The sequence below is a fragment of the Streptomyces sp. P9(2023) genome (assembly GCF_032436795.1).
GTDB lineage: Bacteria > Actinomycetota > Actinomycetes > Streptomycetales > Streptomycetaceae > Streptomyces.
Genome location: NZ_JAUPWM010000037.1, coordinates 44474 through 67239 on the forward strand (window position 1 = coordinate 44474; position 22766 = coordinate 67239).

Sequence of the window (22766 nt, forward strand, 5' to 3'; positions counted from 1 at the left end):
GCTTGGATGGCGGACATGCTGAACCGCCTGGAGACGTACTACGACTCCGTTCCCCGATCCGCCGCCCGCGCCGAGGAGTTCGGCGCGCTGACCCTCTTCGTACGGGAGGGGCAGGGCTGGCCGTACTACGCGCGGCCCGCGCTCGGACACACCGGGGAGGTGCCGCTCGCCGACGTGGAGCGGGTACGGGAGAGGCAGCGGGAGCTGGGGGTGCCCGAGGCGTTCGAGTGGGTCGCGGAGACGACGCCGGGGCTGCGGGCGGCCGTCGAGAAGAGCGGGCTCGTCGTGCACGAGCACCCGCTGATGGTCCTCGACGGCGCGGGCACGGAGGTCCCCGCACCGGAAGGTGTGGCGGTACGGATCGTGGGCGCCGGCGATCTCGCCCTGCCGTCGGCCGCCGCCGTCCCGTACGCGGCGTTCGGGGTCACCCCGGGCCCCACGGTCGTGGCCCAGCTGTCGGCCAGGATCGACGCGGGGCTCACCCGGCTCGCGGCGGCCGTGGACGAGCACGGCACCGCCCTGTCCGCCGGGCAGCACCAGCCGGTCGGCGCGGTCTCGGAGGTCGTCGGCGTCGGCACCCTGCCGGCCGCCCGCCGCCGGGGCCTGGGCCTCGCGGTGACCGCCGCCCTGGTCGCGGACGCGCGGGCGGGCGGGGTGGAGACGGTCTTCCTGTCGGCGACGGACGAGGGCGTGGCGCGGCTCTACGGTCGGCTCGGCTTCCGCACGGTCGGCACGGCGCTGATCGCCGAGCCCGCGGCCTCCTGACCGGCCCCTGGCCGGCCCCCGCCTGACCGGCCCCTGACCAGCCACGTAAGGCCTCGGAAAACGGTCCCGGAAAAGGCCCCGGAAAAACTTCCCCGGTTCCTGTCACATCCGCGTCGCGCCCTCCGTCAGTGCTGTGAAGGCGACGGAGAACGCCCCACGGACCACTGAAGGAGCCCCCGCCATGCAGAACCACGCGCACACGATCACCCCGCGCATGACCAACCCCGCCTACCTCCTCCCGGACGCCGGCGCGGCCATCCAGGGCCTGGTGAAGGCGACCCGCCAGGGCGGTGTCCCGGAGTCGACACTGGAGCTGGTGCACCTGCGGGCCAGCCAGATCAACGGCTGCGGCTTCTGTGTCGACTACGGCGTCAAGGGCGCCCGGAAGGCCGGGGTGAGCGACGAGAAGCTGTTCGCCGTCGCCGCCTGGCGCGAGACCCCGTACTTCTCCGACGAGGAGCGGGCCGCGCTCGCGCTCGCCGAGCACGCGACGCGGATCGCCGACACCTCGGACGCCGTGCCGGACGCGGTCTGGGACGCGGCGGCCGACCACTTCGACGAGAAGCAGCTCGCCGCGATCGTGCTCATGGTCGGCCTCACGAACCTGTTCAACCGGCTCAACGTCACCGTCAGGCAGCCGGCCGGCGTGGCCCTCTGACCACCCCCGGCACCCCGGCCTCACGCACCATGAAGACGTCGACGGGGTCGTCGGACTCGACCGCGAACCCCTCGCGCTCGTAGAGCCGCTGCGCCGCACTGCCCCGCAGCACCTGGAGCCGTACCGGGAGGGACTCCTCGTCCGCCCGGGCCAGCAGGTCCCGCAGTACCGCCGTCCCGAGGCCCTGCCCCTGGGCCTCGGGGGCCAGGTAGAAGTGTTCGAGGTACAGCCCCGGCCCGTCGCCGTACGGGCGGAGCGTCACACAGCCGGCGAAGGCCCCGTCGGTCTCGACGACCGAGGTGTGTTCCGGTGAGAAGCCGTCGCGCAGCCGCTGCCGCACCCGGTGCTCGTCGTAGCGGCCGAGGCGCTCCAGGTCGGGGCGCATGACCGTCGCCCGGAGTTCGGCCATCGGCTCCACGTCCTCCGCCCGCCCCGGGCGCAGCGACCACGTCGTCTCCGTATGCATGTACGCATCCCAGGAACAGCGCGCCACCCGAACAGGCGGCGCCACCCGGTGGGGGTGGCGCTCGTTGGTCGGGGCATGAAGAAGATCCTCACCGCAGCCCTGACCGGTCTCGCCCTCGCGGGAAGCATCGGTGCCGCCGGTTCGGCCGTCGCCGACACCGCCGACATCGGCAACGCCAACCTGCCCTCCGTCGTCCCGCTGAGCGGCCTGCTGAACCCGCAGGCGAAGGCGGCCGGGCCCGCCGCCCGGATGCCGGCCGCCAACGCGACCGTCGAGGGGCTCCTCCCCGGGCGCTGAGCACGGACGAAAACGCCGAGGTGGCGGGACCCTTTCGGTCCCGCCACCTCGGCTTTCGTGACTCAGGCTTCCGTACGAAGGACGGTCAGTCGGCCACCACCAGCGACGGCGTCTCCTTCGTCAGCACCTCGCCCCGGAAGAACGCGGGGCTCTTGCGCTGCATGACCAGCATGATCACGAAGCCGACGAGCAGCAGCCCGACGCCGATCACGAAGACCGAGCCGACGCCGAGGACGGACGAGCCGCTGCCGTACGCCGGGTCCCACATGTCGTAGAGCGTCTTGCCGAAGACGGCGGTCAGCAGGACGCCGCCGAGGACCGGGCACAGGCCCTTGTAGACGAAGTCCCGGCCGGAGCGGAAGAGCTCCTTGCGGAAGTACCAGGCGCAGGCGAACGCGGTCAGCGAGTAGTAGAAGCAGATCATCAGGCCGAGCGCGTAGATCGTGTCGACCAGGACGTTCTCGCTGACCAGGGTCATCACGGTGTAGAAGACGCCGGTCGCGACACCCGCGACGATCGTGGCCTTGCCCGGCACCTTGAAGCGCGGGTGGACCTTGGCGTAGGAGGCGGGGAGCGCCTCGTACGCCGACATGGCGAGCACCGTGCGGGCGACCGGGATGAACGTCGTCTGGAGGCTGGCCGCCGCCGAGGCGAGGACGGCGACGAAGAGCAGGATGCCGAGGGCCGGGCCCATGACCGGGCCGGCGAGGGCCGCGAAGACGTTGTCGGAGGTCTCCGGGTTGGCCAGGCCGAGGCCGGTGTCGCCGGAGCCGACGGCCATCTGCGCGGCGACGCCGGTGGCGAGGTAGGAGCCGACCAGGACGACCATCGCGATGAGCGCGGCGCGGCCGGGGGTCTTGGTGGAGCCCGTGGTCTCCTCGTTGGTCGCCATGCAGGCGTCCCAGCCCCAGTACATGAAGATCGAGAGGGACAGACCGGCCGTGAAGGCGGCGAAGGACTGGACGGCGAACGGGTTCATCCACTCCCAGGAGAAGGAGAGCCCGGTGTCGAAGGCGCCGCTGCCGGCCTTCTGGAAGGCCATCGCGACGAAGAGCGCGAGGACGACGAGCTGGAGGCCGACGAGGGCGTACTGCACGCCCTTCGTGGCGGTCATGCCGCGGTAGCTGATCGCCGTGGCCACCGCGATGAGCACGAGGCAGGTGAGGATGTGGACGGCCTTGTTGTCGTCCAGGGCGGCGATGGACTCGCTGCCGGTGATCTCACCGGCGAGCAGCCAGAAGTAGGAGGTCGCGACGCCTGCCAGGTTGGAGAGCACGATGATCGTCGCGATGACGAGGCCCCAGCCGCACATCCAGCCGATCTTGGGGCCGAAGGCCTTCACGGTCCAGGTGAAGGAGGTGCCGCAGTCGGGCATGACCCGGTTGAGCTCGCGGTACGCGAAGGCGACGAGCAGCATCGGGAGGAAGCCGGCGAGGAAGATCGCGGGCATCTGGAGTCCGACCTCGCCGGCCGTGGAGCCGAGCGTGGAGGTCAGACAGTAGACGGGGGCGACCGTCGAGATGCCGATGACGGCACTGCCCATCAGCCCGACGGAGTTCCCGCCGAGGCCCTTCTTGCGCACGCCGTTGTTGTCGCCTGGGGCGTTGACGCCCCTTACCGTGTCTCCGGCCTGGGGCCGTGCTTCCACCTGAGTCATGAACAGGACGTTAAGTGCTGCGGTTTCCACATCCGGAGGACGAAAGTCCGGGACTTTGGTCGATCTTCACCTTGAATTAACAGGGCGACAACACCATCTTGGCATTGATTGAAAGATCGACCACGCAGTCACGCCGACCGATCGTTAGGTGCCTCAAAAACTGTCCGGTATGCGGGAACCGCAGCAGCGCCCCAAATGTCCGTTTTCAAATTTTCCCGAACTATTTTCCGAGCTGCGCGGGAAGAGGGGCCGAGCTGCGCGGGAAGAGGGGCCGAGCCGCGCGGGAAGAGGGGGCTGAGGGGTCAGCCGGGCCAGACCACCGCCTGCGTCTCGCTGTACGCGTGCAGGGCGTAGGACCCCACGTCCCGCCCCACGCCGCTCTTCTTGAAGCCGCCGAACGGCGCCTCCATGTTCCGGCCGATCGTGTTCACCCCGACGCCACCCGCCCTCAGCCGGGCCGCGATACGGAATGCGCGGGCCACGTCCCCCGACCAGACGTAGTCGAGGAGCCCGTAGTCGCTGTCGTTGGCCAGCGCGACGCCCTCCTCCTCGTCGTCGAAGGGCACGACCACCACGACCGGGCCGAAGATCTCCTCCTGGACCACCCGCATGTCGTGCGTGCAGTCCGCGAGCAGGGTCGGGGAGACGTAGAAGCCGTGCTCCAGGCCGGCACCGGCGGGCCGCTCACCGCCGGCGACCACGGTCGCCCCCTCCTTCCGCCCCAGGGCGATGTACGACTCCACCCGGTCGCGGTGGGCCGCCGAGATCACCGGGCCGACGACCGTGCCCGGGGCCGTCGGGTCGCCGACCTTCATGAAGCCGAGGTAGCCGGTCAGCTTCTCGATCAGCTGGTCGTGGATCCCGCGCTGGGCGAGCACCCGGGTCGGGGCCGTGCAGATCTGGCCGCTGTAGAAGGAGAAGGTGGTGCCGATGCCCATGACGGCCGAGTCGAGGTCGGCGTCGTCGAAGACCAGCGCCGCGCCCTTGCCGCCCAGCTCCATCAGCTGCCGCTTCAGCGACCGGCCGCAGACCTCGCCGATCGCCTGCCCGACGGCGGTGGAGCCGGTGAAGCTGACCATGTCCACGTCCGGGGAGTCGACGGCCGCCTCGCCCACGGCGATACCGGTGCCGGTGACGACGTTGACGACGCCGGGCGGAACCCCCGCCTCCGCCAGGGCCCGCGCCATCGCGTACACGGAGAGCGGGTCCTGCGGGGCCGGCTTCACCACGACCGTGTTGCCCATGGCGAGCGCCGGGGCGATCTTGCCGGCCGGGTTGGCCCAGGGGTTGTTGTACGAGGTGATGCAGGTGACCACACCGACCGGGCGGCGCACCGCCACCGCGCCGAAGACCCCGGCCTTCCCCATCGGCCCGGCCTCGTTGATCTGCGGCGGCAGCGCCTGCTCGACGGGCTCCAGGGCGCCGCGCGCGTACCGCCGAAAGCGGGAGGAGCCCACCGCGACCTGCATCCCGCGCGCGGTACCGGTCGTCGCCCCGGTCTCGGCCTGCGCGAGGGCCGTGTTCGCCTCGGCGTCGCGGGCCATCAGGTCGGCGGCCCGGTCGAGGATCGCGGCCCGCTCCTCCGGTTTCGTACGGGACCAGGTCGCGAAGGCCGCACGGGCGGCGGCGGCAGCGTCGTACACCTGGGCGCGGCTTGCCTCGGGTGCGAGCCCGACGACTTCCTCGGTGGCCGGATTGACGACCTCGTAGTGACCGGCGGCGGGCTCGACCCACTCGCCGTCGATGAAGAGCTGCTGATTCACCTTGTGGACACCGTCCTCGTGTCGCGGCCCGAGCGCAGCACCCGGCCGGGGATCGCGCCGGTCACCTCGTCGTCGCGGATGGTCTCCACGCCGTTGACCCGTACGGAGACGATGCCGACCGCGCGCGAGTCGAGGCGGGGGCTGTCGCCGGGCAGGTCGTGGACGAGGGTGGCCGGGCCGGCCTCGATCCGTTCGGGGTCGAAGAGGACGAGGTCGGCGTGGAAGCCCTCGGCGATCCGGCCGCGCTCGCGGAGCCCGAAGAGCCGGGCGGGGTCGTCGGTCAGCATCTTCACGGCCTGTTCGAGGGGGACGAGCTTCCGGCCGCGCAGGCAGTCGCCGAGGAAGCGGGTGGTGTACGGGGCGCCGCACATGCGGTCCAGGTGCGCACCGGCGTCGGAGCCGCCGAGCATCACGTCCTCGTGCTCCCAGGTCTCGCGGCGCAGCGCCCAGGAGGCCGGGTCGTTGTCGGAGGGCATGGGCCACAGGATCGTCCTCAGCTCGTCGTTGGCGCAGATTTCGACGAGGCACTGGAAGGGGTCCTGGCCGCGTTCGGCCGCGATGTCGTTCACGACGCGGCCGGTGAGGCCGTCGTTCTCGGGGCTGTACGTGTCCCCGATGACGTACCGGCCGAAGTGGGCGAGGCGGCGGAAGACGCCGGCCTCCTTGGAGTCGGCGCGGCGCAGCATCTCGGCGCGTACGTCCGGGTCGCGGAGCTTCGCGATCCGCTCCGGCACGGGGAGGCTCAGGATCTCGCCCCAGCCGGGGATGAGGTTGAGGGCGCAGAAGGTGCCGAGCGACATGTTCATGGGGGTGAGGATCGGCATGGTGAGCGCGACGATCCGGCCGCCGGACTTGCGGGCGCGTTCGGAGGCGACGAGCTGGCGCGGGACGCGTTCGGGGACGGCGGCGTCGATGGTGAGGACGTTCCAGTTGAGCGGGCGTCCGGCGGCGGCGGTCATGTCGACGAAGAGGTCGATCTCGTCGTCGGAGAACTGGTCGAGGCAGCCGGCCAGGATGGCTTCGAGCTGGGTGCCTTCGTGTTCGCCGACGGCTTTGGAGAGCGCGATCAGCTCGGCGGGGGTGGCGTGGCGGGAGGCGACGGGGGCGCCGTCGCCGTCGGAGTGGGTGGCGGACTGGGTGGTGGACAGCCCCCAGGCGCCGGCCTCCATCGCCTGGCGCAGGAGGTCGGTCATCCGCTGGAGCTGTTCGGGGGTGGGCTGTCCGCCGACGGCGGCCTCCCCCATGACGTACCGGCGCAGGGCGCAGTGGCCGACCATGAAGCCGGCGTTGACGGCGATCCGCCCTTCGAGGGCGTCGAGGTACTGCCCGAAGCTGGACCAGCCCCAATCCACGCCCTCCTCCAGGGCCTTGAGGGCCATGCCCTCGACCTTGGACATCATGCGGCGCGTGTAGTCGGCGTCCTCGGGCCGGTCCGGGTGGAGCGGTGCGAGGGTGAAGCCGCAGTTGCCGCCGGCGACGGTGGTGACGCCGTGGTTCATGGAGGGCGTGGCGAAGGGGTCCCAGAAGAGCTGGGCGTCGTAGTGGGTGTGCGGGTCGACGAACCCGGGCGCGAGGACGAGACCGGTGGCGTCCTCGGTGGTACGAGCTTCTGTGAGGGTGCCGGCCTCGGCGAGGACGATCCGCCCGTCGCGAATGCCGACGTCGGCGATCCGGGCGGGGGTGCCGGTGCCGTCCACGACGGTGGCGCCCTTGATCAGGTGATCGAGCATGACGTTCCCTTCAGCACGTGGACTGCCCCGGCCGGGGGCCTTGCGCAGCCGGCCGCGGCTGCGGGTGCCTCCGACCGGGGCCGGTAACGGAACGGTGATCCGGGAAGACACCGCCCCGCGCTTGTGGGTGGTGAGCGGGGGTCCCCACGACTCGCTGTGGTCAGCGGAGGGTTCCGCCCTCGGTCGTGGACGGCGATCCCGCCGAGGCTCCCCCGCCCCGTTGTGGGCGACGGTTCCGGTGGGCTCCCCCGCCCCGTTGTGGGCATTCGTTCCGCTGGGGCGGAACGGGTGGGCACAACGGAACGGCGCCCTGGCGGGCGCGTCCGCCCCGTGCACCTACGCCCACCCCGAGGGCCCTGCACGCGCAACGGCCCCGGGGTCCGGGTCCGGGCTCTCGTGCGGAACGCGCCCGCATGGCGCGCCGTCCCGTGTGCCCACCCGCCCCCAAGCTCTCGGCTTCGCTCGAGCAAGGGGGACCCCCATCGCCCCAGCGGGACGATTGCCCACACGGGGGTGGGTGGGGGTGCGGGACCGCTCCCCAGGTGGGGCCGGGAGCTGGACGCCCCCACCCGGAGGGGCCGGGAAGCGGGACGCCCCCCACGCCGGGCACGATCGCGCCGCCCCCCGCTACGCGCCCGCGGCCCCGCGGAAACGCGTCGTCCGGTGGACCGGGTCCGTGTCGATCTTCGGGATCACGTGCTCGCCGATCAGCTTGATCGAGTTCATCGTGTCCTCGTACGAGATCCCGATCGGGAGGCCGAACGACAGCTGGTCCGCCCCCGCCTGCTCCCACCGCTTGCACTGCGCGAGGACCTCCGACGGGTCGCCGCAGATCATCAGCTCCTCCTGGATGAGGAGTTCGATGATCTCCGCCGAGTACTCCGGCAGCAGCTCCGGCCACTCCGGAATGCCCTCCGGCCGCGGGAACGTGTCATGGTAGCGGAAGAGCAGCGACTGCAGGTAGTTGAGCCCGCCGCCCACCGCGATCTCGACCGCCTTCTCGTGCGTCTCCGCACAGATCGCCGTCGACGTGACCATCACGTTGTCGTTGACGAAGTCACCGACCGCGACAGCCTCCTTGATCGCCGTCTTGTACGACTCGACGACCCACTCCATGTCGGAGACCTTCTGCACGCTGAAGCCGAGCACGCCAAGGCCCTTCTTCCCCGCCATCGCGTACGAGGCCGGCGAGCCCGCCGCGTACCACATGGCCGGGTGGGACTTCCCGTACGGCTTCGGCAGGACCTTGCGCGGCGGCAGGGACCAGTGCTTGCCCTGGAAGCCGACGTACTCGTCCTGGAGCCACATCTTCGGGAACTCGGCGATCGTCTCCTCCCACAGCTCCTTCGTGTGGTTCATGTCGGTGATGCCCGGCATGAACCCGAGGATCTCGTGGGACCCGGCCCCGCGCCCCGAGCCGAACTCGAAGCGGCCCTGGGAGAGATGGTCGAGCATCGCGACCTTCTCGGCGACCTTGACCGGGTGGTTGACCGGGGCGAGCGGGTTGAAGATGCCGGAGCCGAGGTGGATCCGGTCCGTGGCGTGGGCCAGGTAGCCCAGGTAGACGTCGTTCGCCGAGAGGTGCGAGTACTCCTCCAGGAAGTGGTGCTCGGAGGCCCAGGCGTACTTGAACCCGGACTTGTCCGCCTGGATGACGTACTCGGTCTCCTCCATCAGCGCCTTGTGCTCGGCCTCGGGATCGGTCTCGGCCCGCTTACCGACGTATCCCTGTACGAAGATCCCGAATTCCAAGGGGGTTCACCGTCCTCGTTGTTTCTGACGTTCCGTCAGATTCTCGATGTGCCCGACTTTCGCACCGCCTGGCGGGTGCGTCAATACCTGACGCTTCGTCAGAACAGCGCCACGCCCGCCAGCCACCCACCGTCGATCACGAACGGCTGCCCCGTGATGTACGAGGAGTCGTCGGCCGTCAGGAAGAGCGCGAGCGCCGCCACCTCCTCCGGCTTCCCGATCCGCCCCATCGGCACGAGCTTCTGGTACAGCCCCGCCGTCGCCTCCGGGTCGACGCCCTCCGGGTTGCTCATCGGGGTGTCGATCGCCCCCGGGCAGACCGCGTTGACCCGGATCCCCTTCGCCGCCAGCTCCAGCGCCGCGACGCGCGTGAGCCCGAGCACGGCGTGCTTGGTGGCCGCGTACGCGCCGACGCCCGCCATGCCCGTCATACCCGTGTACGAGGCGGTGTTGACGATCGTCCCGCCGCCGGCCGCCGCGATCTCGGGCGCCACCGTACGTATCCCCAGGAAGCAGCCCACCTGGTTGACCGAGACGATCGCCTGGAACTCCTCCAGCGGCGTCGACACCAGCTCGTTGAAGCGGAGGATCCCCGCGTTGTTCACCAGCCCGTCGATCCGCCCGAAGCGCTCCTTCGCGAAGGCCACCGCCGCCGCCCAGTCCTCCTCGCTCGTGACGTCGAGGTGGACGTAGACGGCCTGCTCCTCCCCCAGCTCCTTGGCCAACGCCTCGCCCTGCGCGTCCAGTACGTCCCCGAGGACGACCCGCGCCCCCTCGGCGGCGAAGAGCCGCGCCTCCTGCTCGCCCTGCCCGCGCGCCGCGCCCGTGACGACGACGACGCGCCCGTCCAGCTTGCCCATGTCGGTCCAACTCCTCAGCTCAGGTGGGGGGCGACCTCGGCGGCGAACGCCGCCATCTGATCGGTGAGTTCGGTACGGCTCCGGGAGCGGAACCGGACCTGGATCTGGTGCACGCCCATCGCGCCGTACGCGCGCAGCGACTCGGCGAGGGCCGCCGGCTTGCCGGTCAGCGTGCGCCGCCCGACCTCCCAGCCGGCGTCGCCGACGTACAGCGCCTCGGTGATGGCGCCGACGGTGATCGGGTCGGTGATGCCGGCGTCGGCCCGCAGCGCCTTCAACCGGGCGATCTGCGCGGCGAGCTTCTCCCTCGGGTCGCCCTGCGGAAGCCAGCCGTCGCCCTTGAGCGCGGCCCGGCGCACGGCGGCCGGCGAGGAGCCGCCGACCCAGACCGGCACCCGCTCCTGGGCGGGCCGGGGCCGCTGCCCGAGGCCCTTGAAGGCGAACCGCTCGCCCGCGTGCTCCGGGTACTCCTCCGGGCCGAGCGCCGCCCGGAGCGCGTCGATGGTCTCGTCCAGTACGCCCCCACGGCCCGCGAAGTCGGCACCCACGGCCTCGAACTCCTCCTGCACGTGCCCGGCCCCGACCCCGAGGACCAGGCGCCCGCCCGAGAGGTGGTCGAGGGTCGCGTACGCCTTCGCGGTGACCAGCGGGTGGCGCAGCCCGACGACGGCGACGTGCGAGAGCAGCCGGACGCGCTCGGTGGCGGCCGCCAGGAAGGAGAGCGTGGCGACCGGGTCGTACCAGATGGTGCTCATGGGCCCGGCGAGACGGCGCGGGATGGCGACGTGGTCGCAGCTCGCGATGTAGTCGAAGCCGCTGCGGTCGGCGACGCGGGCGATCTCCAGCAGGTCTGCGGGGCCCGCGTCGGCCTCCCACCCCTCGGCGTAGAGGGTGCTCTGCGACTGGACCGGGAGCTGCATCCCGTAGACGACCATGGTGGGATCCCCTCTGGAGCTGACGGTTCGTCACATGCTTACGTCTGACGGTTCATCAGACAAGGGGTGCGTCGGGACCTGGTGCCGGAACCGTCCCGGCCATGTCCCGGACGCGTAACCGGCCGACTACCGGCTGAGTGACCCGCGCCGCCGCCCCCGTACTCCCCCGCGAAGGCAGCGCACACCACATCACCCAGGGGGAACCATGAAGATCACGCGCTTCGGAACGATCGCCGCCGTCACCGCCACGGCCGCCCTGCTGCTCACCGCCTGCGGCGGTGGCACCACGGAGGACAAGGCCGCCGACAAGGCCGCCGACAAGGGGGCGGCGCCCTCGGCCGCACAGGAGGCAGCACCCTCGGCCGCCTCCGAGTTCGACTTCCTCAGCGGCACGGCGAAGCAGAACAAGGCGCAGCCGAAGACCGGCGACTGGGCGAACGCGCCCCGCACGCCGCAGAAGTGGGTCCAGCTGAGCGCGGCCCTGGCGGGCGCGCTCGACCCGGTCGTCGTCAACGGCGCGGGCTTCACGCTCTACCGCTTCGACAACGACACCGCCAACCCGTCCAAGTCCACCTGCAACGACGCCTGCGCCACCACCTGGCCCCCGGTGGTCGTCAAGCCCGGCGGGCGGATCTTCATCGACGGCGTGCGGAAGTCCGACGTCGGCGTGGTCAAGCGGGACGACGGCAACCTCCAGGTCACCGTCGGTGGCTGGCCGGTCTACCGCTTCAACAAGGACCTGCGCCCCGGCGACACCAACGGGCAGGGCGTCGGCGGCACCTGGTTCGGCGTGACCCCGGACGGCAGGAAGGCGGGCGGCGCCACCGCGCCCGCCGGCGGGAACAGCAGCGTCACGCTCTCCGACGAGACGAACTTCGGCGACCCGTCCGAGGGCCTGGCAGGCTCGGGCTGCCAGAACGTGGGCCGCGACAACCGCGCGTCCTCGCTCCAGGCGAGCGGCACGGTGAAGATCTGGACGGAGAAGGACTGCAAGGGCACGTCGAAGTCGGTCAGCGGCAACGTCGCCGACCTCGCGTCGATCGGCTTCGACAACACGGTCTCGTCGGTCCGCTTCGGCTGACCCGCACGACGGAGCGGCCGCACCCCACGACGGGGGCGGCCGCTCGCGGCGTGCCCGCTACGGCACCCACAGCCCCTCCGCCGAAAGCCCCAGCAGCTCGATCGCGTTGCCGCGCACGATCCGCTCCACCACGTCCGGGGCCAGGTGGCCCATCTGCGCCTCGCCGACCTCCCGCGACTTCGGCCAGGTGGAGTCCGAGTGCGGGTAGTCCGTCTCGTAGAGGACGTTCCCGACGCCGATCGCGTCGAGGTTCCTCAGCCCGAAGGCGTCGTCGAAGAAGCAGCCGTAGACGTGCTCGGCGAACAGCTCCGACGGCGGGCGCAGCACCTTGTCGGCGACCCCGCCCCAGCCGCGGTTCTCCTCCCACACCACGTCGGCGCGTTCGAGGATGTACGGGATCCAGCCGATCTGGCCCTCCGCGTACATGATCCGCAGGTTCGGGAAGCGCTCGAACTTGCCGCTCATCAGCCAGTCGACCATGGAGAAGCAGCAGTTGGCGAAGGTGATGGTGGAGCCGACGGCCGGCGGGGCGTCCGCGGACGTCGACGGCATCCGGCTGGAGGAGCCGATGTGCATGGCGACGACCGTGCCGGTCTCGTCGCAGGCGCGCAGGAAGGGGTCCCAGTAGTCCGTGTGGATGGAGGGGAGCCCGAGGTGGGGCGGTATCTCGGAGAAGGCGACCGCGCGCACGCCCCGGGCCGCGTTCCGCCGGACCTCCTCGGCGGCGAGGTCGGCGTCCCAGAGGGGGACGAGGGTGAGCGGGATCAGCCGCCCGTGGGCCTCGGGGCCGCACCACTCCTCCACCATCCAGTCGTTGTACGCCCGGACCCCGAGGAGTCCGAGCTCCCGGTCGCTCGCCTCGGTGAAGGTCTGCCCGCAGAAGCGCGGGAAGGTGGGGAAGCAGAGGGCGGACTGGACGTGGTTGACGTCCATGTCGGCGAGCCGGTCGGGCACGGAGTACGAACCGGGCCGCATCTGCTCGTAGGTGATGACTTCGAGCTTGATCTCGTCCCGGTCGTAGCCGACGGCGGTGTCGAGCCGGGTGAGCGGCCGGTGCAGGTCCTCGTACACCCACCAGTCGCCGATCGGCCCGTCGTCGCCCTTGGCGCCCATGACGGGCGCGAACTTGCCGCCGAGGAAGGTCATCTCCTTCAGCGGCGCCCGGACGATCCGGGGCCCGGTGTCGCGGTACCTGGACGGGAGCCGGTCCCGCCAGACGTGGGGCGGCTCCACGGTGTGGTCGTCCACCGAGATGATCCTGGGAAAGCCGGGGAAGCTCGGGAAGGTCTCCATGCGTTTCACGGTAGCGCTGATCTGACGACCCGTCAGCTGTCTGGGCGGCCGGAACATGCCGGATCATGTGGCAGGACTTGTGCAGACAGTCACCCGATGCTGACGCACCCCCTCCGGACAAGGCAGACTGTCTTGGGCGAAACCAGCAGGGGGCAGGGGGAGCTATGGACCGTGCGAACGGCCCGCGCGTTCCGGAGCAGCGCGCTCCGGCGACAGGTCCCGACGATGTCGGTCACGACCTGCGCTTCGGCGTGCTCGGCCCGGTGCGCGCCTGGCGGGACGGCGAGGCCCTGCCCTCCGGTTCGCCCCAGCAGCGGGCGCTGCTCGCCGCACTGCTGCTGCGCGACGGGCGGACGGCCACGGCCGGTGAGCTGATCGACGCCATCTGGGGCGACGAACCGCCCTCGCAGGCGCTCGCGGCGGTACGGACGTACGCCTCGCGGCTGCGCAAGATCCTCAACCCCGGGGTGCTGGTCAGCGAGTCGGGCGGGTACGCGATCCGCACCGCCCGGGCCGGCGCCCTCGACCTGAACGTCGTGCAGGAGCTGGCCGCCGAGGCCGACAAGCTGCGCGGCGCGGGCGACCGCGCGGCGGCCCGGTCACGGCTCAACAAGGCCCTCGGGCTGTGGGACGGCGAGGCGCTCGCCTCCGTACCGGGGCCGTACGCCGAGACGCAGCGGACGCGCCTGGAGGAGTGGCGGCTCCAGCTCCTGGAGACCCGGCTCGACATGGACCTGGAGGCCGGCGCGCACGCGGAGACCGTCTCCGAGCTGACCGCGCTGACGGCCGCCCACCCGCTGCGGGAGCGGCTGCGCGAGCTGCTCATGCTGGCCCTCTACCGCAGCGGGCGGCAGGCCGAGGCGCTGGCCGTGTACGCCGACACCCGCCGCCTCCTCGCCGACGAGCTGGGCGTCGACCCGAACCCCGAACTCTCCCGGCTCCAGCAGCGGATCCTCCGCGCGGACGCCGAACTGGCCCGCCCCGTCGAGGAGTCCGCGCCCGTGCCCACGGTGGCCCGGCCCGCGCAACTCCCGGCGACCGTCCCGGACTTCACCGGCCGGGCCGCCTTCGTACGGGAGCTGGGCGCCCAACTGGCCTCCGCCGAGGGGTCCGTGATGGCCGTCTCGGCGCTCGCCGGCATCGGCGGGGTCGGCAAGACGACGCTCGCCGTGCACGTGGCGCACGAGGCCCGCCCGCACTTCCCCGACGGTCAGCTGTACGTCGACCTCCAGGGCGCGGGCTCCCGCTGGGCCGCGCCCGAGACGGTCCTCGGCGCCTTCCTGCGGGCCCTCGGCACGCCCGACTCGGCGATCCCCGACTCGATGGAGGAGCGGGCGGCGCTGTACCGCTCGACGCTCGACGGCCGCCGGGTCCTGGTCCTCCTCGACAACGCCCGGGACGCGGCCCAGGTCCGCCCGCTGCTGCCGGGCACGGCGGGCTGCGCGGCCCTGGTGACCAGCCGGATCCGGATGGTGGACCTGGCGGGCGCGCACCTGGTGGACCTCGACGTGATGTCGCCCGAGGAGGCGCTCCAGCTCTTCACCCGGATCGTCGGCGCGGAGCGGGTCTCGGCGGAGCGCGAGGCGGCGCTCGACGTGGTGGCGGCCTGCGGCTTCCTGCCCCTGGCGATCCGTATCGCCGCGTCCCGCCTCGCGGCGCGGCGCACCTGGACGGTGGCGGTGCTCGCGGCGAAGCTCGCCGACGAGCGGCGCCGGCTGGACGAGCTCCAGGCGGGCGACCTCGCGGTCAAGGCGACGTTCGAACTCGGCTACGGCCAGCTGGAGCCCGCCCAGGCCCGCGCCTTCCGCCTGCTCGGCCTGGCGGACGGCCCGGACATCTCCCTGGCGGCCGCCGCGGCGATCGTCGGCCTCCCGCCCCAGGCGACGGAGGACCTCCTGGAGGCCCTGGTCGACACCTCCCTCCTGGAGTCCGCGGCGCCGGGCCGCTACCGCTACCACGACCTGGTGCGCCTCTACGCGCGTGCATGCGCGGAACGCGACGAACAGCCGCCGGTGGAACGGGAACACGCGCTGTCCCGCCTCCTCGACTTCTACCTGTCGACGGCGGCCCGCGTGTACGCGATCGAGCGCCCGGGCGACCGCCTGATCGACCACCTGGCACGAACGGAACACGAGGGCCTCACCTTCACCGACCGCCACACGGCCCAGGACTGGCTGTACGCCGAGGCGAACTGCCTGCTGGCATGCGTACGCCAGTCGGCGGGCTCGGAGGCGACACTGCGGCGGGCGGTGGACCTGCTGTGGGCGGCGCTGGACCTGGCGGAGTCGGGGGCGAACTCCAAGGAGTACGAGGGGGTCGCTGCGGGGTTGCGCGAGGCGGCCCGCGCCGCGGCCGACACCCGGGCGGAGGGCCGGGCGGCCAACACCCTCGCGTACGTCCACCACTACCAGGGCCGCTTCGACCTGGCCGACTCCGAGGCGGAGGAGGCGCTGCGCATGGCGCGTACCGTCGGGGATCCGCTGCCGGGGTGCTGGGCGGCGAACAACCGCGGCGCCATCGCGCTGTACCAGATGCGGTACGACGCCGGTGAGATGCACCTGACCTGGGCCATAGCGCGGTTCCGCGAGTGCGACGACCGGGCCGGGGAGGCTGCCGCGCTGTGCAACCTCTCCCGCATCTATCTCGCCACGGGACGGACGGCGGAGGCCGTGGCGCTGGCACAGCAGGGAGCCGACCGGTACGACGAGATGGGCCACGCGCTGAAGGGCGCCAACGGCCGGTACGCCCTCGGGATGGCCCTCACGGCGAGCGGGCAGCTCGCGGCGGCGTCGGCGCGGCTCATGGAGGCCCTCGCGGTGTTCCGCGACAGCCGGCAGCGCCTGTGGGAGGGCATGACACTGTTCCGGATCGCCGAGGTGGACATCGCGGCGCGGCAGTACGCCGCCGCCGCGTCGGGCGCGGAGATGGCGCTCACGGTGCTCCGGGACATCGGGGGCGAGTGGCGCCGGGGCAACGTCCTCATGGTGCTCGGCAGGGCGCTGAACGGCATCGGCCAGGTGGGGCGTGCCCAGGTCTGCTGGCAGGAGTCGCTGGCCATCTACGAGGCGTTGGGCTCGCCCGAGGCCGACGAGGTCCGGGGCCTGCTGACCCCCGCGTCGGCGGCCTAGCCGCCCCGGAGGCGCCCCGCCAGGGCGTTCATCGTTCGTTTATCGCCATCCGTCATGGTTGTTCCCATCGATCCGTCGCGTCGGGGGGCAGACGGGTCGTTGGTAACACCGTCGCTCCTACGCACTATGGTGAGCGGCCCTGAGAGGCCTGCCCGACCGTCCACGGGGGAACAGCCGGGCAGGCCTCGCCCACCATCCCTGAAGCATCAACAGGAGGTCGAACACCATGGGCGACATCGATAAGAACGAGCCGGTCATGAAGCCGACGAACCTTCACGCTACCGGCGGCGGCGAGGAGATGACCACGAAGAACCTCCACGCCACGTCGGAGCCCGCGGCGGACGCCATAGCGGAGAAGATCACCACCAAGAACCTGCACGCCACCGGCACCCCGCTGACCGCCGACGCCACGACGGACAACCTGCACGCGACGTCGGAGCCGGCCAAGTAGACCACTCCGCCACGGGGTACGGTCGCGGCGACGCCATCGGGGGAGCCGCCGGGGCCGTGACAGTCCGGGAGTGAGCCGCGTACGCGCTCGGGGGACATCCGCCGGGGCCGGGGGGACCTCGGCGGACAGAGCGCGGCGCGCGCCACTGCCGGACAGCAAGAAGGAGGGGCCGGGCACTCGCCCGGCCCCTCCTTCGCGTCCACGGAACCGTCCGCAGGCGCACGTCGTCAGCGCACGTAGTTCTTCAGCACGTCCGTGTCCTCCAGGGTCAGGCCCACCGGTGCGGGAAGGACGACCGGGTGGCCGAAAGCTCGCGTCACGACCGTCGCGTACACGCCACGTTCGGGCTCGCTGTGGACGGTGACCGTTCCTCTGTCGCGGTCGACCAGCAGATAGACAGGGATCCCCGCCTCCGCATAGGCCGCGGGCTTCTCCACTCGGTCACGGCGGTCCGTGTCCCTGTCGTACGAGGTGACCTCCACGACCATCAGGACACCTTCGGTGCTCGCCCATTCGCCCTGCCCGGCGAACGTGTCCGGCGGCGCGAGGGCGCCGTCGACGCGGGCGTCTCCACTCCGGTATTTCTCGACCTTGAGCCCCTGCTCGGCGTAGAGCCACAGGTCTGGACGGTGCTGCATACAGCGCTGCTGGAGCCAGCGGATGATCTCGCCGTGGTCCCCGTCAGGCACCGGCTTGACTCCGATCTTTCCGTTGACGAACTCCAACGCGACGTCTTCACGTGCGGCGGCTTCGGCGATGACCTCGAATGATTCCAGGCTCATCTGAGGCCGTTCAGCGGTCATCGGGGGCATGGCGTAGTTCTCGGTCCTTCCGACGGCCCATCGGGGTTACCGTCCGGGGCACTGGCGGTTGGTGGCGATGCGGCACCGGATTCAACGTTACCCCCGCGCGTAGGAGCCGAGGCCGACCAGGCAGTAGACGTATTCGTTGATCGTCGCGCCGTTGATGGTGTAGCGGCGGGAGAAGGCGTACTGGGTCTTCGGGTTGCTGTTGCAGCGGTCCAGGTCCGAGGTCAGCGGGAACGTCTGGATCACGCGGTAGTGCGCGTCCGACGCCGAGCACGGGACCTCGGCGACTCCGCTGACGCTCTGCGCGGTCGTCGAGTCCGGGAGCCGGCCGTTGAGGCAGGTGCCCTTCTTGTACGGGTCCGGGGCCTCCTCCGTCGTCTGGGTGGGCGCGGGGGCCGGCGCGGTCGTGGCCTCCGAGGGCGTCCGGGAGGGCGTCTCGTACGAGAAGCTCGGCGAGGGCGGAGCAGTGCCGCCGCTGTTCTCGCCGTCGTCGTTGCTCGTGTAGACGAAGAACGCGATCGCGCCGGCGATCACCAGCGGCACCAGGCAGCCCAGGAACCCGGACTTGCGCGGCGCCTGCACGGGGCCGCCGACGCGGATCCGCAGGAGGACCAGGCCGTCACCGATCTGGACGGGGACGAGGTCACCGTTCCGGCAGGGCGGGATGGTGACGCGGGTGGGGCCGGTCGGCGTCTGGATGGTGAGGACCACGCCCTGCGCGGCCTGCTGCGGGGTGAGCGACATGGGGATCTCTGGGGACGACACCGGCTGCTCCAAGAAGTGAGGCTGCGCACTGTGGGCGGGGCGGTACGGCGGGCGGTGCTGCTGGCGCGGTGCTGCTGCGGCGGTGCTTCGTGCCGTGCTTTCGGGCCGTGTTGCGTGCCTTGCTTCGTGCCTTGCTTCGTGCCTTGCTGCGTGCCGTGCTCGGTCGTTCCGTTCTGCTGGCGCCTGCCCATATGACGTGTCCATACCCAGCCTTGGTTGCGGCCCCCTTGCGCCGCGACCCGCCTACCGCCTCCGCAGCACCCCCTTCACCACCTTCCCGCTCGCGTTCCGCGGCAGCTCCCCCACGAACTCCACCTCCCTCGGCACCTTGTAGTTCGCCATCTCCCGCCGCGCCCACGCGATCAGGTCGTCCGACGTCACCGTCGCCCCCGCCCGCCGTACCGCGAACGCCTTGCCGACCTCGCCGAGCCGCGCGTCCGGGACGCCGATGACCGCCACGTCCGCGATGTCCGGGTGCAGGCCCAGGAGTTGCTCGATCTCCGCCGGGTACGCGTTGAAGCCGCCCACGATGAACATGTCCTTGATCCGGTCCGTGATCCGCAGGTTGCCCGCCTCGTCCAGGACGCCCACGTCGCCCGTGTGCAGCCAGCCGTCCGCGTCGATCGCGCGGGCCGTCTCCTCCGCGTCCTCGAAGTAGCCGCTCATCACGTTGTGGCCGCGCACCAGGACCTCGCCCGCCGGCGAGAGGCGGACCTCCGTGTCCGGGATCGGGCGCCCGGACGTCGTCGCGACGACGTCGGCCGGGTCGCCCCGGCGGCACATCGTCACGATCCCGCTCGCCTCGGACAGTCCGTACGCCGTCAGGACCGTGCCCACCCCCAGCTCCGCCCGCAGCCGCTCCACCAGCCGCAGCGGCACCACCGCCGCGCCCGTCACCACGAGACGCAGCGCCGAGAGGTCGTACGCGTCGCGGGACGGGTGGTCGAGCAGCGACTGGTGCAGCGTCGGCGGGCCCGGAAGTACCGAGATCCGTTCCGCCGCGATGTTGGCGAGGACCGTGTCCACGTTGAAGACCGGCTGCGGGATCATCACCGCGCCCCGCATCAGGCACGCGATGATCCCGGCCTTGTAGCCGAAGGTGTGGAAGAACGGGTTGACGATCAGATAGCGGTCGCCCTCCCGCAGGCCCGCGAGCTCCGACCAGACGTCGTAGCAGCGCAGGGTCTGGGCGTGCGTGATCACCGCGCCCTTCGGCGCGCCCGTCGTCCCCGAGGTGTAGATGATGTCCGAGGGGGCCGAGGAGGCCACCGAGTCCGCCCGCGCGCGGACCTCCGGCCCGCTCACCCCGTCGCCCTCCGCCAGGAAGGACTTCCACGTCACGTAGTCGTCCGGGGCGCTCTCACCGAGCACCACCACCCGCTCCAGGTCCGGGAGTTCGACCTCCGCGCGGCGCAGGGAGGCGACGTACGAGGTCCCCAGGAAGGTGCCCGTGACGAAGAGCAGCTTCGCCCGGGAACGCGAGAGGACGTACGCCGCCTCCGTGCCCTTGAAGCGGGTGTTCAGCGGAACGAGCACCGCCCCCGCCGTCACCGCGCCGAGCGCCGAGACGATCCAGTCCAGGGTGTTCGGCGCCCAGATCGCCACCCGGTCGCCCCGCTCCACACCCGCCGCCATACAGGCCGCCGCCGCCCGCTCGACGCGCTCGCCCAACTCCTCGTACGAGACGCGCGTACGGCCCTCGACGACCGCCTCCGCCGCCCCGTACCGTTCGGCCGCCGAGCGCACAAGGCCCGCTATGGAGCCCCACTCCAGGTCACCGCGCATTACCCGTCCCTCCCGCCACACAGCCGCACAGCCGACACCCGTAGCTGACTATCCGTCAGATTAGCTGTACCCTGACGCGCTGTCAGCAGCTGTGACTGCCGCTCGCCATCGGGAGGTTGCCCGTGCTCAAGGACGCCACGGCCATCGTCGGGATCGGTCAGACACCGTTCGCCAAACAGCTCCCCGAATCGGAGAAGACCCTCGCCTGCCGGGCGATCCTCGCCGCCCTCGACGACGCCGGAATCGCCCCCTCCGAGGTCGACGGCTTCGCCTCGTACACGATGGAGGAGACCGACGAGGTCGAGGTCGCCAAGGCCATCGGCGCCGGTGACGTCACCTTCTTCTCCAAGATCGGGTACGGCGGAGGCGGCTCCTGCGCCACCGTCGGGCATCTCGCCGCCGCCGTCGCCACCGGGCAGGCGAGCGTCGGCGTCGCCTGGCGCTCGCGCAAGCGCGGCAGCGGGCCGCGGCCCTGGAAGAACACCGCCGTCCAGCTGGCCACCCCCGGCCAGTGGACCCGGCCCTTCGGGCTGCTGCGGCCCACCGACGAGATCGGCATGCTGGCCCGCCGCTACATGCACGAGTACGGCGCCACCCGCGACCACCTCTTCAACGTCGCCCTCGCCTGCCGCAACCGCGCCAACCAGAACCCCGCCGCGATCATGTACGAACGGCCGCTGACCCGCGAGATGTACATGACCGCCCGCTGGATCAGCGAACCCCTCTGCCTCTTCGACAACTGCCTGGAGACGGACGGGGCGTTGGCGTGCGTGATCGTCAGCGCCGAGCGGGCCCGCGACTGCCGGCAGAAGCCCGTGTACGTCCACTCCGCCGCCCAGGGCCTGCCCGCCCAGCACCACGGCATGGTCAACTACTGGAACGACGACCCGCTCACCGGACCCGCCTGGACCGCCGCCCGACACCTGTGGAAGCAGGCCGACTTCGGTCCGCACGATGTCGACGTCGCCCAGATCTACGACGCCTTCACCCCGCTCATCCCGCTCTCCCTGGAGGGGTACGGCTTCTGCGGGCGCGGCGAAGGGGCCGCGTTCACCGAAGGTGGCGCCCTGGAGATCGGCGGCCGGCTGCCGATCAACACCGGCGGCGGCGGACTCAGCGAGGCGTACGTGCACGGCTTCAACCTCATCAACGAGGGCGTGAAGCAGCTCCGGGGCAGCTCCACCGCCCAGGTCCCCGACGCCGCCACCTGCCTGGTCACCGCCGGCGAGGGCGTCCCCACATCGGCCGTCCTGCTTCGATCCTGAGGAGTTGAGAACCCACCATGCTGACACCCGTCGTGGACGAGGACGGCGCGCCCTTCTGGGAGTACGCCGCCCGCGGCGAACTGCGGATCCAGGGCTGCGCCGACTGCGGCGAGCTCCGCTTCCCGCCCCGGCCCTGCTGCCCGCACTGCCAGTCCTTCGGGAGCGAGTGGCGGCTGATGTCGGGGCGCGGCCGGATCTGGTCGTACGTGCTCCCCCACCCGCCGCTGCTGCCCGACTACGCCGCCCAGGCCCCGTACAACGCCGTCGTCGTCGAACTCGCCGAGGCGCCCCGCATCCGGCTCGTCGGCAACGTCGTCGCCACCCCGGACGCGGCCCTCGACTCCGTCGACCCGGCGCGGCTGCGGATCGGGGCGGGCGTGAAGGTGGCGTTCACCGAGATCGACGGCATGGCCGTGCCGCGCTGGCTCCTGGAGCGCGGATGAGCATCGTCGTCGAGCGCGACAAGGAGACCGGCGTAGCGGTCGTCACCCTCGACCGGGCCGACAAGCACAACGCGATCACGCTGGACATGGCACGCCAACTGGCCGATACCTGGCGGGAGTTCCGGTACGACGACACCGTCCGGGCCGCCGTGGTGACCGGCGCCGGGCGGCGGGCCTTCTGCACCGGGATCGACCGCGCGGCCGCCACGGGTGTCCCGCAGCCCTCCTCCCCGTACACGATCGACGATCCGCTGATCGCCATCGGGCCCAAGGCCAACGACCTGTGGAAACCGGTCGTCGCCGCCGTGGAGGGCATGGCCTGCGGCGGCGCGTTCTACCTCCTCGGGGAGGCGGAGTTCCTCGTCGCCGGCGCGGACGCGACCTTCTTCGACCCGCACACCACCTACGGGATGGTCAGCGCCTTCGAGACCATCCACATGGCGCAGAAGATGCCGTACGGGGAGGTCGCGCGGATGGCCCTGATGGGGAGCGCGGAACGGGTCTCGGCCGGGCGGGCGTACGAGACGGGGCTCGTCTCCGAACTGACGGAGACGGGCGGCGCGCTGGACGCCGCCCGGCGGGCCGCGACCGTCGTGGCGTCGTATCCGACCGAGGCGGTGCAGGGCACCGTACGGGCGCTCTGGTCGGCCAGGGAGGCCGCCCGGGCCCAGGCCCTCGCGCACGCCCCGCACCTGGTGACGCTCGGGAACCTGCCCCCGGAGCGGCAGGCCGAACTGTTCACCCGAAGGGGGGACGGCTTCCGGCTGCGCTAGGGCAGGCCCTAGCTGTATTGCCCCGGGAGGTTGGGGACGGGTGAGGGAGGTCTCGGCTGAGGCGTCTTGAACGGGTGAGGGCCTTCCGGG

General features: G+C 71.7%; 20 protein-coding genes. 9 read left to right on the forward strand and 11 right to left on the reverse strand.

Annotated elements, in window-relative coordinates; all coding sequences use genetic code 11:
- The first annotated feature begins 6 nt into the window (after positions 1-6).
- Entirely contained in the window at positions 7-765 is a 759-nt protein-coding gene (locus Q5762_RS30715) for a GNAT family N-acetyltransferase (RefSeq protein ID WP_315895548.1), read from the forward strand.
- 181 nt (positions 766-946) lie between these two features.
- Positions 947-1423 carry a carboxymuconolactone decarboxylase family protein gene (locus Q5762_RS30720; RefSeq protein ID WP_315895549.1) on the forward strand — a complete coding sequence of 159 codons (477 nt, stop codon included), beginning with the start codon at positions 947-949 and terminating at the stop codon, positions 1421-1423.
- Here the strand turns inward: Q5762_RS30720 and Q5762_RS30725 are convergent.
- Positions 1395-1889, reverse strand: a complete 495-nt coding sequence (locus Q5762_RS30725) for a GNAT family N-acetyltransferase (protein ID WP_315895550.1) — start codon at positions 1887-1889, stop codon at positions 1395-1397. The genes Q5762_RS30720 and Q5762_RS30725 overlap by 29 nt on opposite strands.
- A gap of 75 nt (positions 1890-1964) precedes the next feature.
- Between Q5762_RS30725 and Q5762_RS30730 the strand changes: the two genes are divergently transcribed.
- Complete coding sequence (locus tag Q5762_RS30730; RefSeq protein ID WP_315895551.1) at positions 1965-2186, forward strand: hypothetical protein; 222 nt, start codon at positions 1965-1967, stop codon at positions 2184-2186.
- An 85-nt stretch (positions 2187-2271) separates the two neighbouring features.
- Here Q5762_RS30730 and Q5762_RS30735 read toward each other — a convergent pair whose 3' ends face one another.
- The 6 genes from Q5762_RS30735 to Q5762_RS30760 form a co-directional block, all read right to left on the reverse strand.
- Positions 2272-3843 carry an APC family permease gene (locus Q5762_RS30735; protein ID WP_315895552.1) on the reverse strand — a complete coding sequence of 524 codons (1572 nt, stop codon included), beginning with the start codon at positions 3841-3843 and terminating at the stop codon, positions 2272-2274.
- 302 nt (positions 3844-4145) lie between these two features.
- Positions 4146-5606: an aldehyde dehydrogenase family protein gene (locus Q5762_RS30740; RefSeq protein ID WP_315895553.1), complete on the reverse strand. Its 1461-nt coding sequence runs from the start codon at positions 5604-5606 to the stop codon at positions 4146-4148.
- Positions 5603-7336 (reverse strand): D-aminoacylase, encoded by a 1734-nt coding sequence (locus tag Q5762_RS30745; RefSeq protein ID WP_315895554.1) that lies wholly within the window; start codon positions 7334-7336, stop codon positions 5603-5605. The genes Q5762_RS30740 and Q5762_RS30745 overlap by 4 nt, the downstream gene beginning before the upstream one ends.
- Before the next feature lie 627 nt (positions 7337-7963).
- Positions 7964-9088 (reverse strand): LLM class flavin-dependent oxidoreductase, encoded by a 1125-nt coding sequence (locus tag Q5762_RS30750; protein ID WP_315895555.1) that lies wholly within the window; start codon positions 9086-9088, stop codon positions 7964-7966.
- Between the two features lie 98 nt (positions 9089-9186).
- Positions 9187-9948: a glucose 1-dehydrogenase gene (locus Q5762_RS30755; RefSeq protein WP_315895556.1), complete on the reverse strand. Its 762-nt coding sequence runs from the start codon at positions 9946-9948 to the stop codon at positions 9187-9189.
- A 14-nt stretch (positions 9949-9962) separates the two neighbouring features.
- Positions 9963-10883, reverse strand: a complete 921-nt coding sequence (locus Q5762_RS30760; protein WP_315895557.1) for an LLM class F420-dependent oxidoreductase — start codon at positions 10881-10883, stop codon at positions 9963-9965.
- 205 nt (positions 10884-11088) lie between these two features.
- Here Q5762_RS30760 and Q5762_RS30765 point away from each other — a divergent pair, with 205 nt between their 5' ends.
- Positions 11089-11964: a hypothetical protein gene (locus Q5762_RS30765; RefSeq protein ID WP_315895558.1), complete on the forward strand. Its 876-nt coding sequence runs from the start codon at positions 11089-11091 to the stop codon at positions 11962-11964.
- A gap of 57 nt (positions 11965-12021) precedes the next feature.
- Here Q5762_RS30765 and Q5762_RS30770 read toward each other — a convergent pair whose 3' ends face one another.
- Positions 12022-13257 carry an amidohydrolase family protein gene (locus Q5762_RS30770; RefSeq protein ID WP_315895559.1) on the reverse strand — a complete coding sequence of 412 codons (1236 nt, stop codon included), beginning with the start codon at positions 13255-13257 and terminating at the stop codon, positions 12022-12024.
- Positions 13258-13421: 164 nt separating this feature from the next.
- Here Q5762_RS30770 and Q5762_RS30775 point away from each other — a divergent pair, with 164 nt between their 5' ends.
- The gene (locus Q5762_RS30775) at positions 13422-16385 is read left to right on the forward strand and encodes a BTAD domain-containing putative transcriptional regulator (RefSeq protein ID WP_315895560.1); all 2964 of its coding nucleotides are present in this window, start codon (positions 13422-13424) and stop codon (positions 16383-16385) included.
- A 226-nt stretch (positions 16386-16611) separates the two neighbouring features.
- The gene (locus Q5762_RS30780; RefSeq protein ID WP_315895561.1) at positions 16612-16836 is read left to right on the forward strand and encodes a hypothetical protein; all 225 of its coding nucleotides are present in this window, start codon (positions 16612-16614) and stop codon (positions 16834-16836) included.
- Positions 16837-17063: 227 nt separating this feature from the next.
- Here the strand turns inward: Q5762_RS30780 and Q5762_RS30785 are convergent, their stop codons facing one another.
- From Q5762_RS30785 to Q5762_RS30795, 3 genes are all read right to left on the reverse strand, one after another.
- Complete coding sequence (locus Q5762_RS30785) at positions 17064-17648, reverse strand: Uma2 family endonuclease (protein ID WP_315895562.1); 585 nt, start codon at positions 17646-17648, stop codon at positions 17064-17066.
- Between the two features lie 87 nt (positions 17649-17735).
- Positions 17736-18410, reverse strand: a complete 675-nt coding sequence (locus tag Q5762_RS30790; protein ID WP_315895563.1) for a hypothetical protein — start codon at positions 18408-18410, stop codon at positions 17736-17738.
- 243 nt (positions 18411-18653) lie between these two features.
- The gene (locus tag Q5762_RS30795) at positions 18654-20195 is read right to left on the reverse strand and encodes a FadD3 family acyl-CoA ligase (protein ID WP_315895564.1); all 1542 of its coding nucleotides are present in this window, start codon (positions 20193-20195) and stop codon (positions 18654-18656) included.
- Positions 20196-20311: 116 nt separating this feature from the next.
- Here Q5762_RS30795 and Q5762_RS30800 point away from each other — a divergent pair, with 116 nt between their 5' ends.
- Genes Q5762_RS30800 through Q5762_RS30810 form a run of 3 tightly spaced genes read left to right on the forward strand, consistent with a single transcriptional unit; the run spans position 20312 to position 22676 of the window.
- Positions 20312-21460 carry a lipid-transfer protein gene (locus Q5762_RS30800; RefSeq protein ID WP_315895565.1) on the forward strand — a complete coding sequence of 383 codons (1149 nt, stop codon included), beginning with the start codon at positions 20312-20314 and terminating at the stop codon, positions 21458-21460.
- Positions 21461-21477: 17 nt separating this feature from the next.
- Positions 21478-21903 (forward strand): OB-fold domain-containing protein, encoded by a 426-nt coding sequence (locus tag Q5762_RS30805; protein WP_315895566.1) that lies wholly within the window; start codon positions 21478-21480, stop codon positions 21901-21903.
- Complete coding sequence (locus tag Q5762_RS30810; RefSeq protein WP_315895567.1) at positions 21900-22676, forward strand: enoyl-CoA hydratase/isomerase family protein; 777 nt, start codon at positions 21900-21902, stop codon at positions 22674-22676. The genes Q5762_RS30805 and Q5762_RS30810 overlap by 4 nt, the downstream gene beginning before the upstream one ends.
- The last annotated feature ends 90 nt before the right edge of the window (positions 22677-22766 follow it).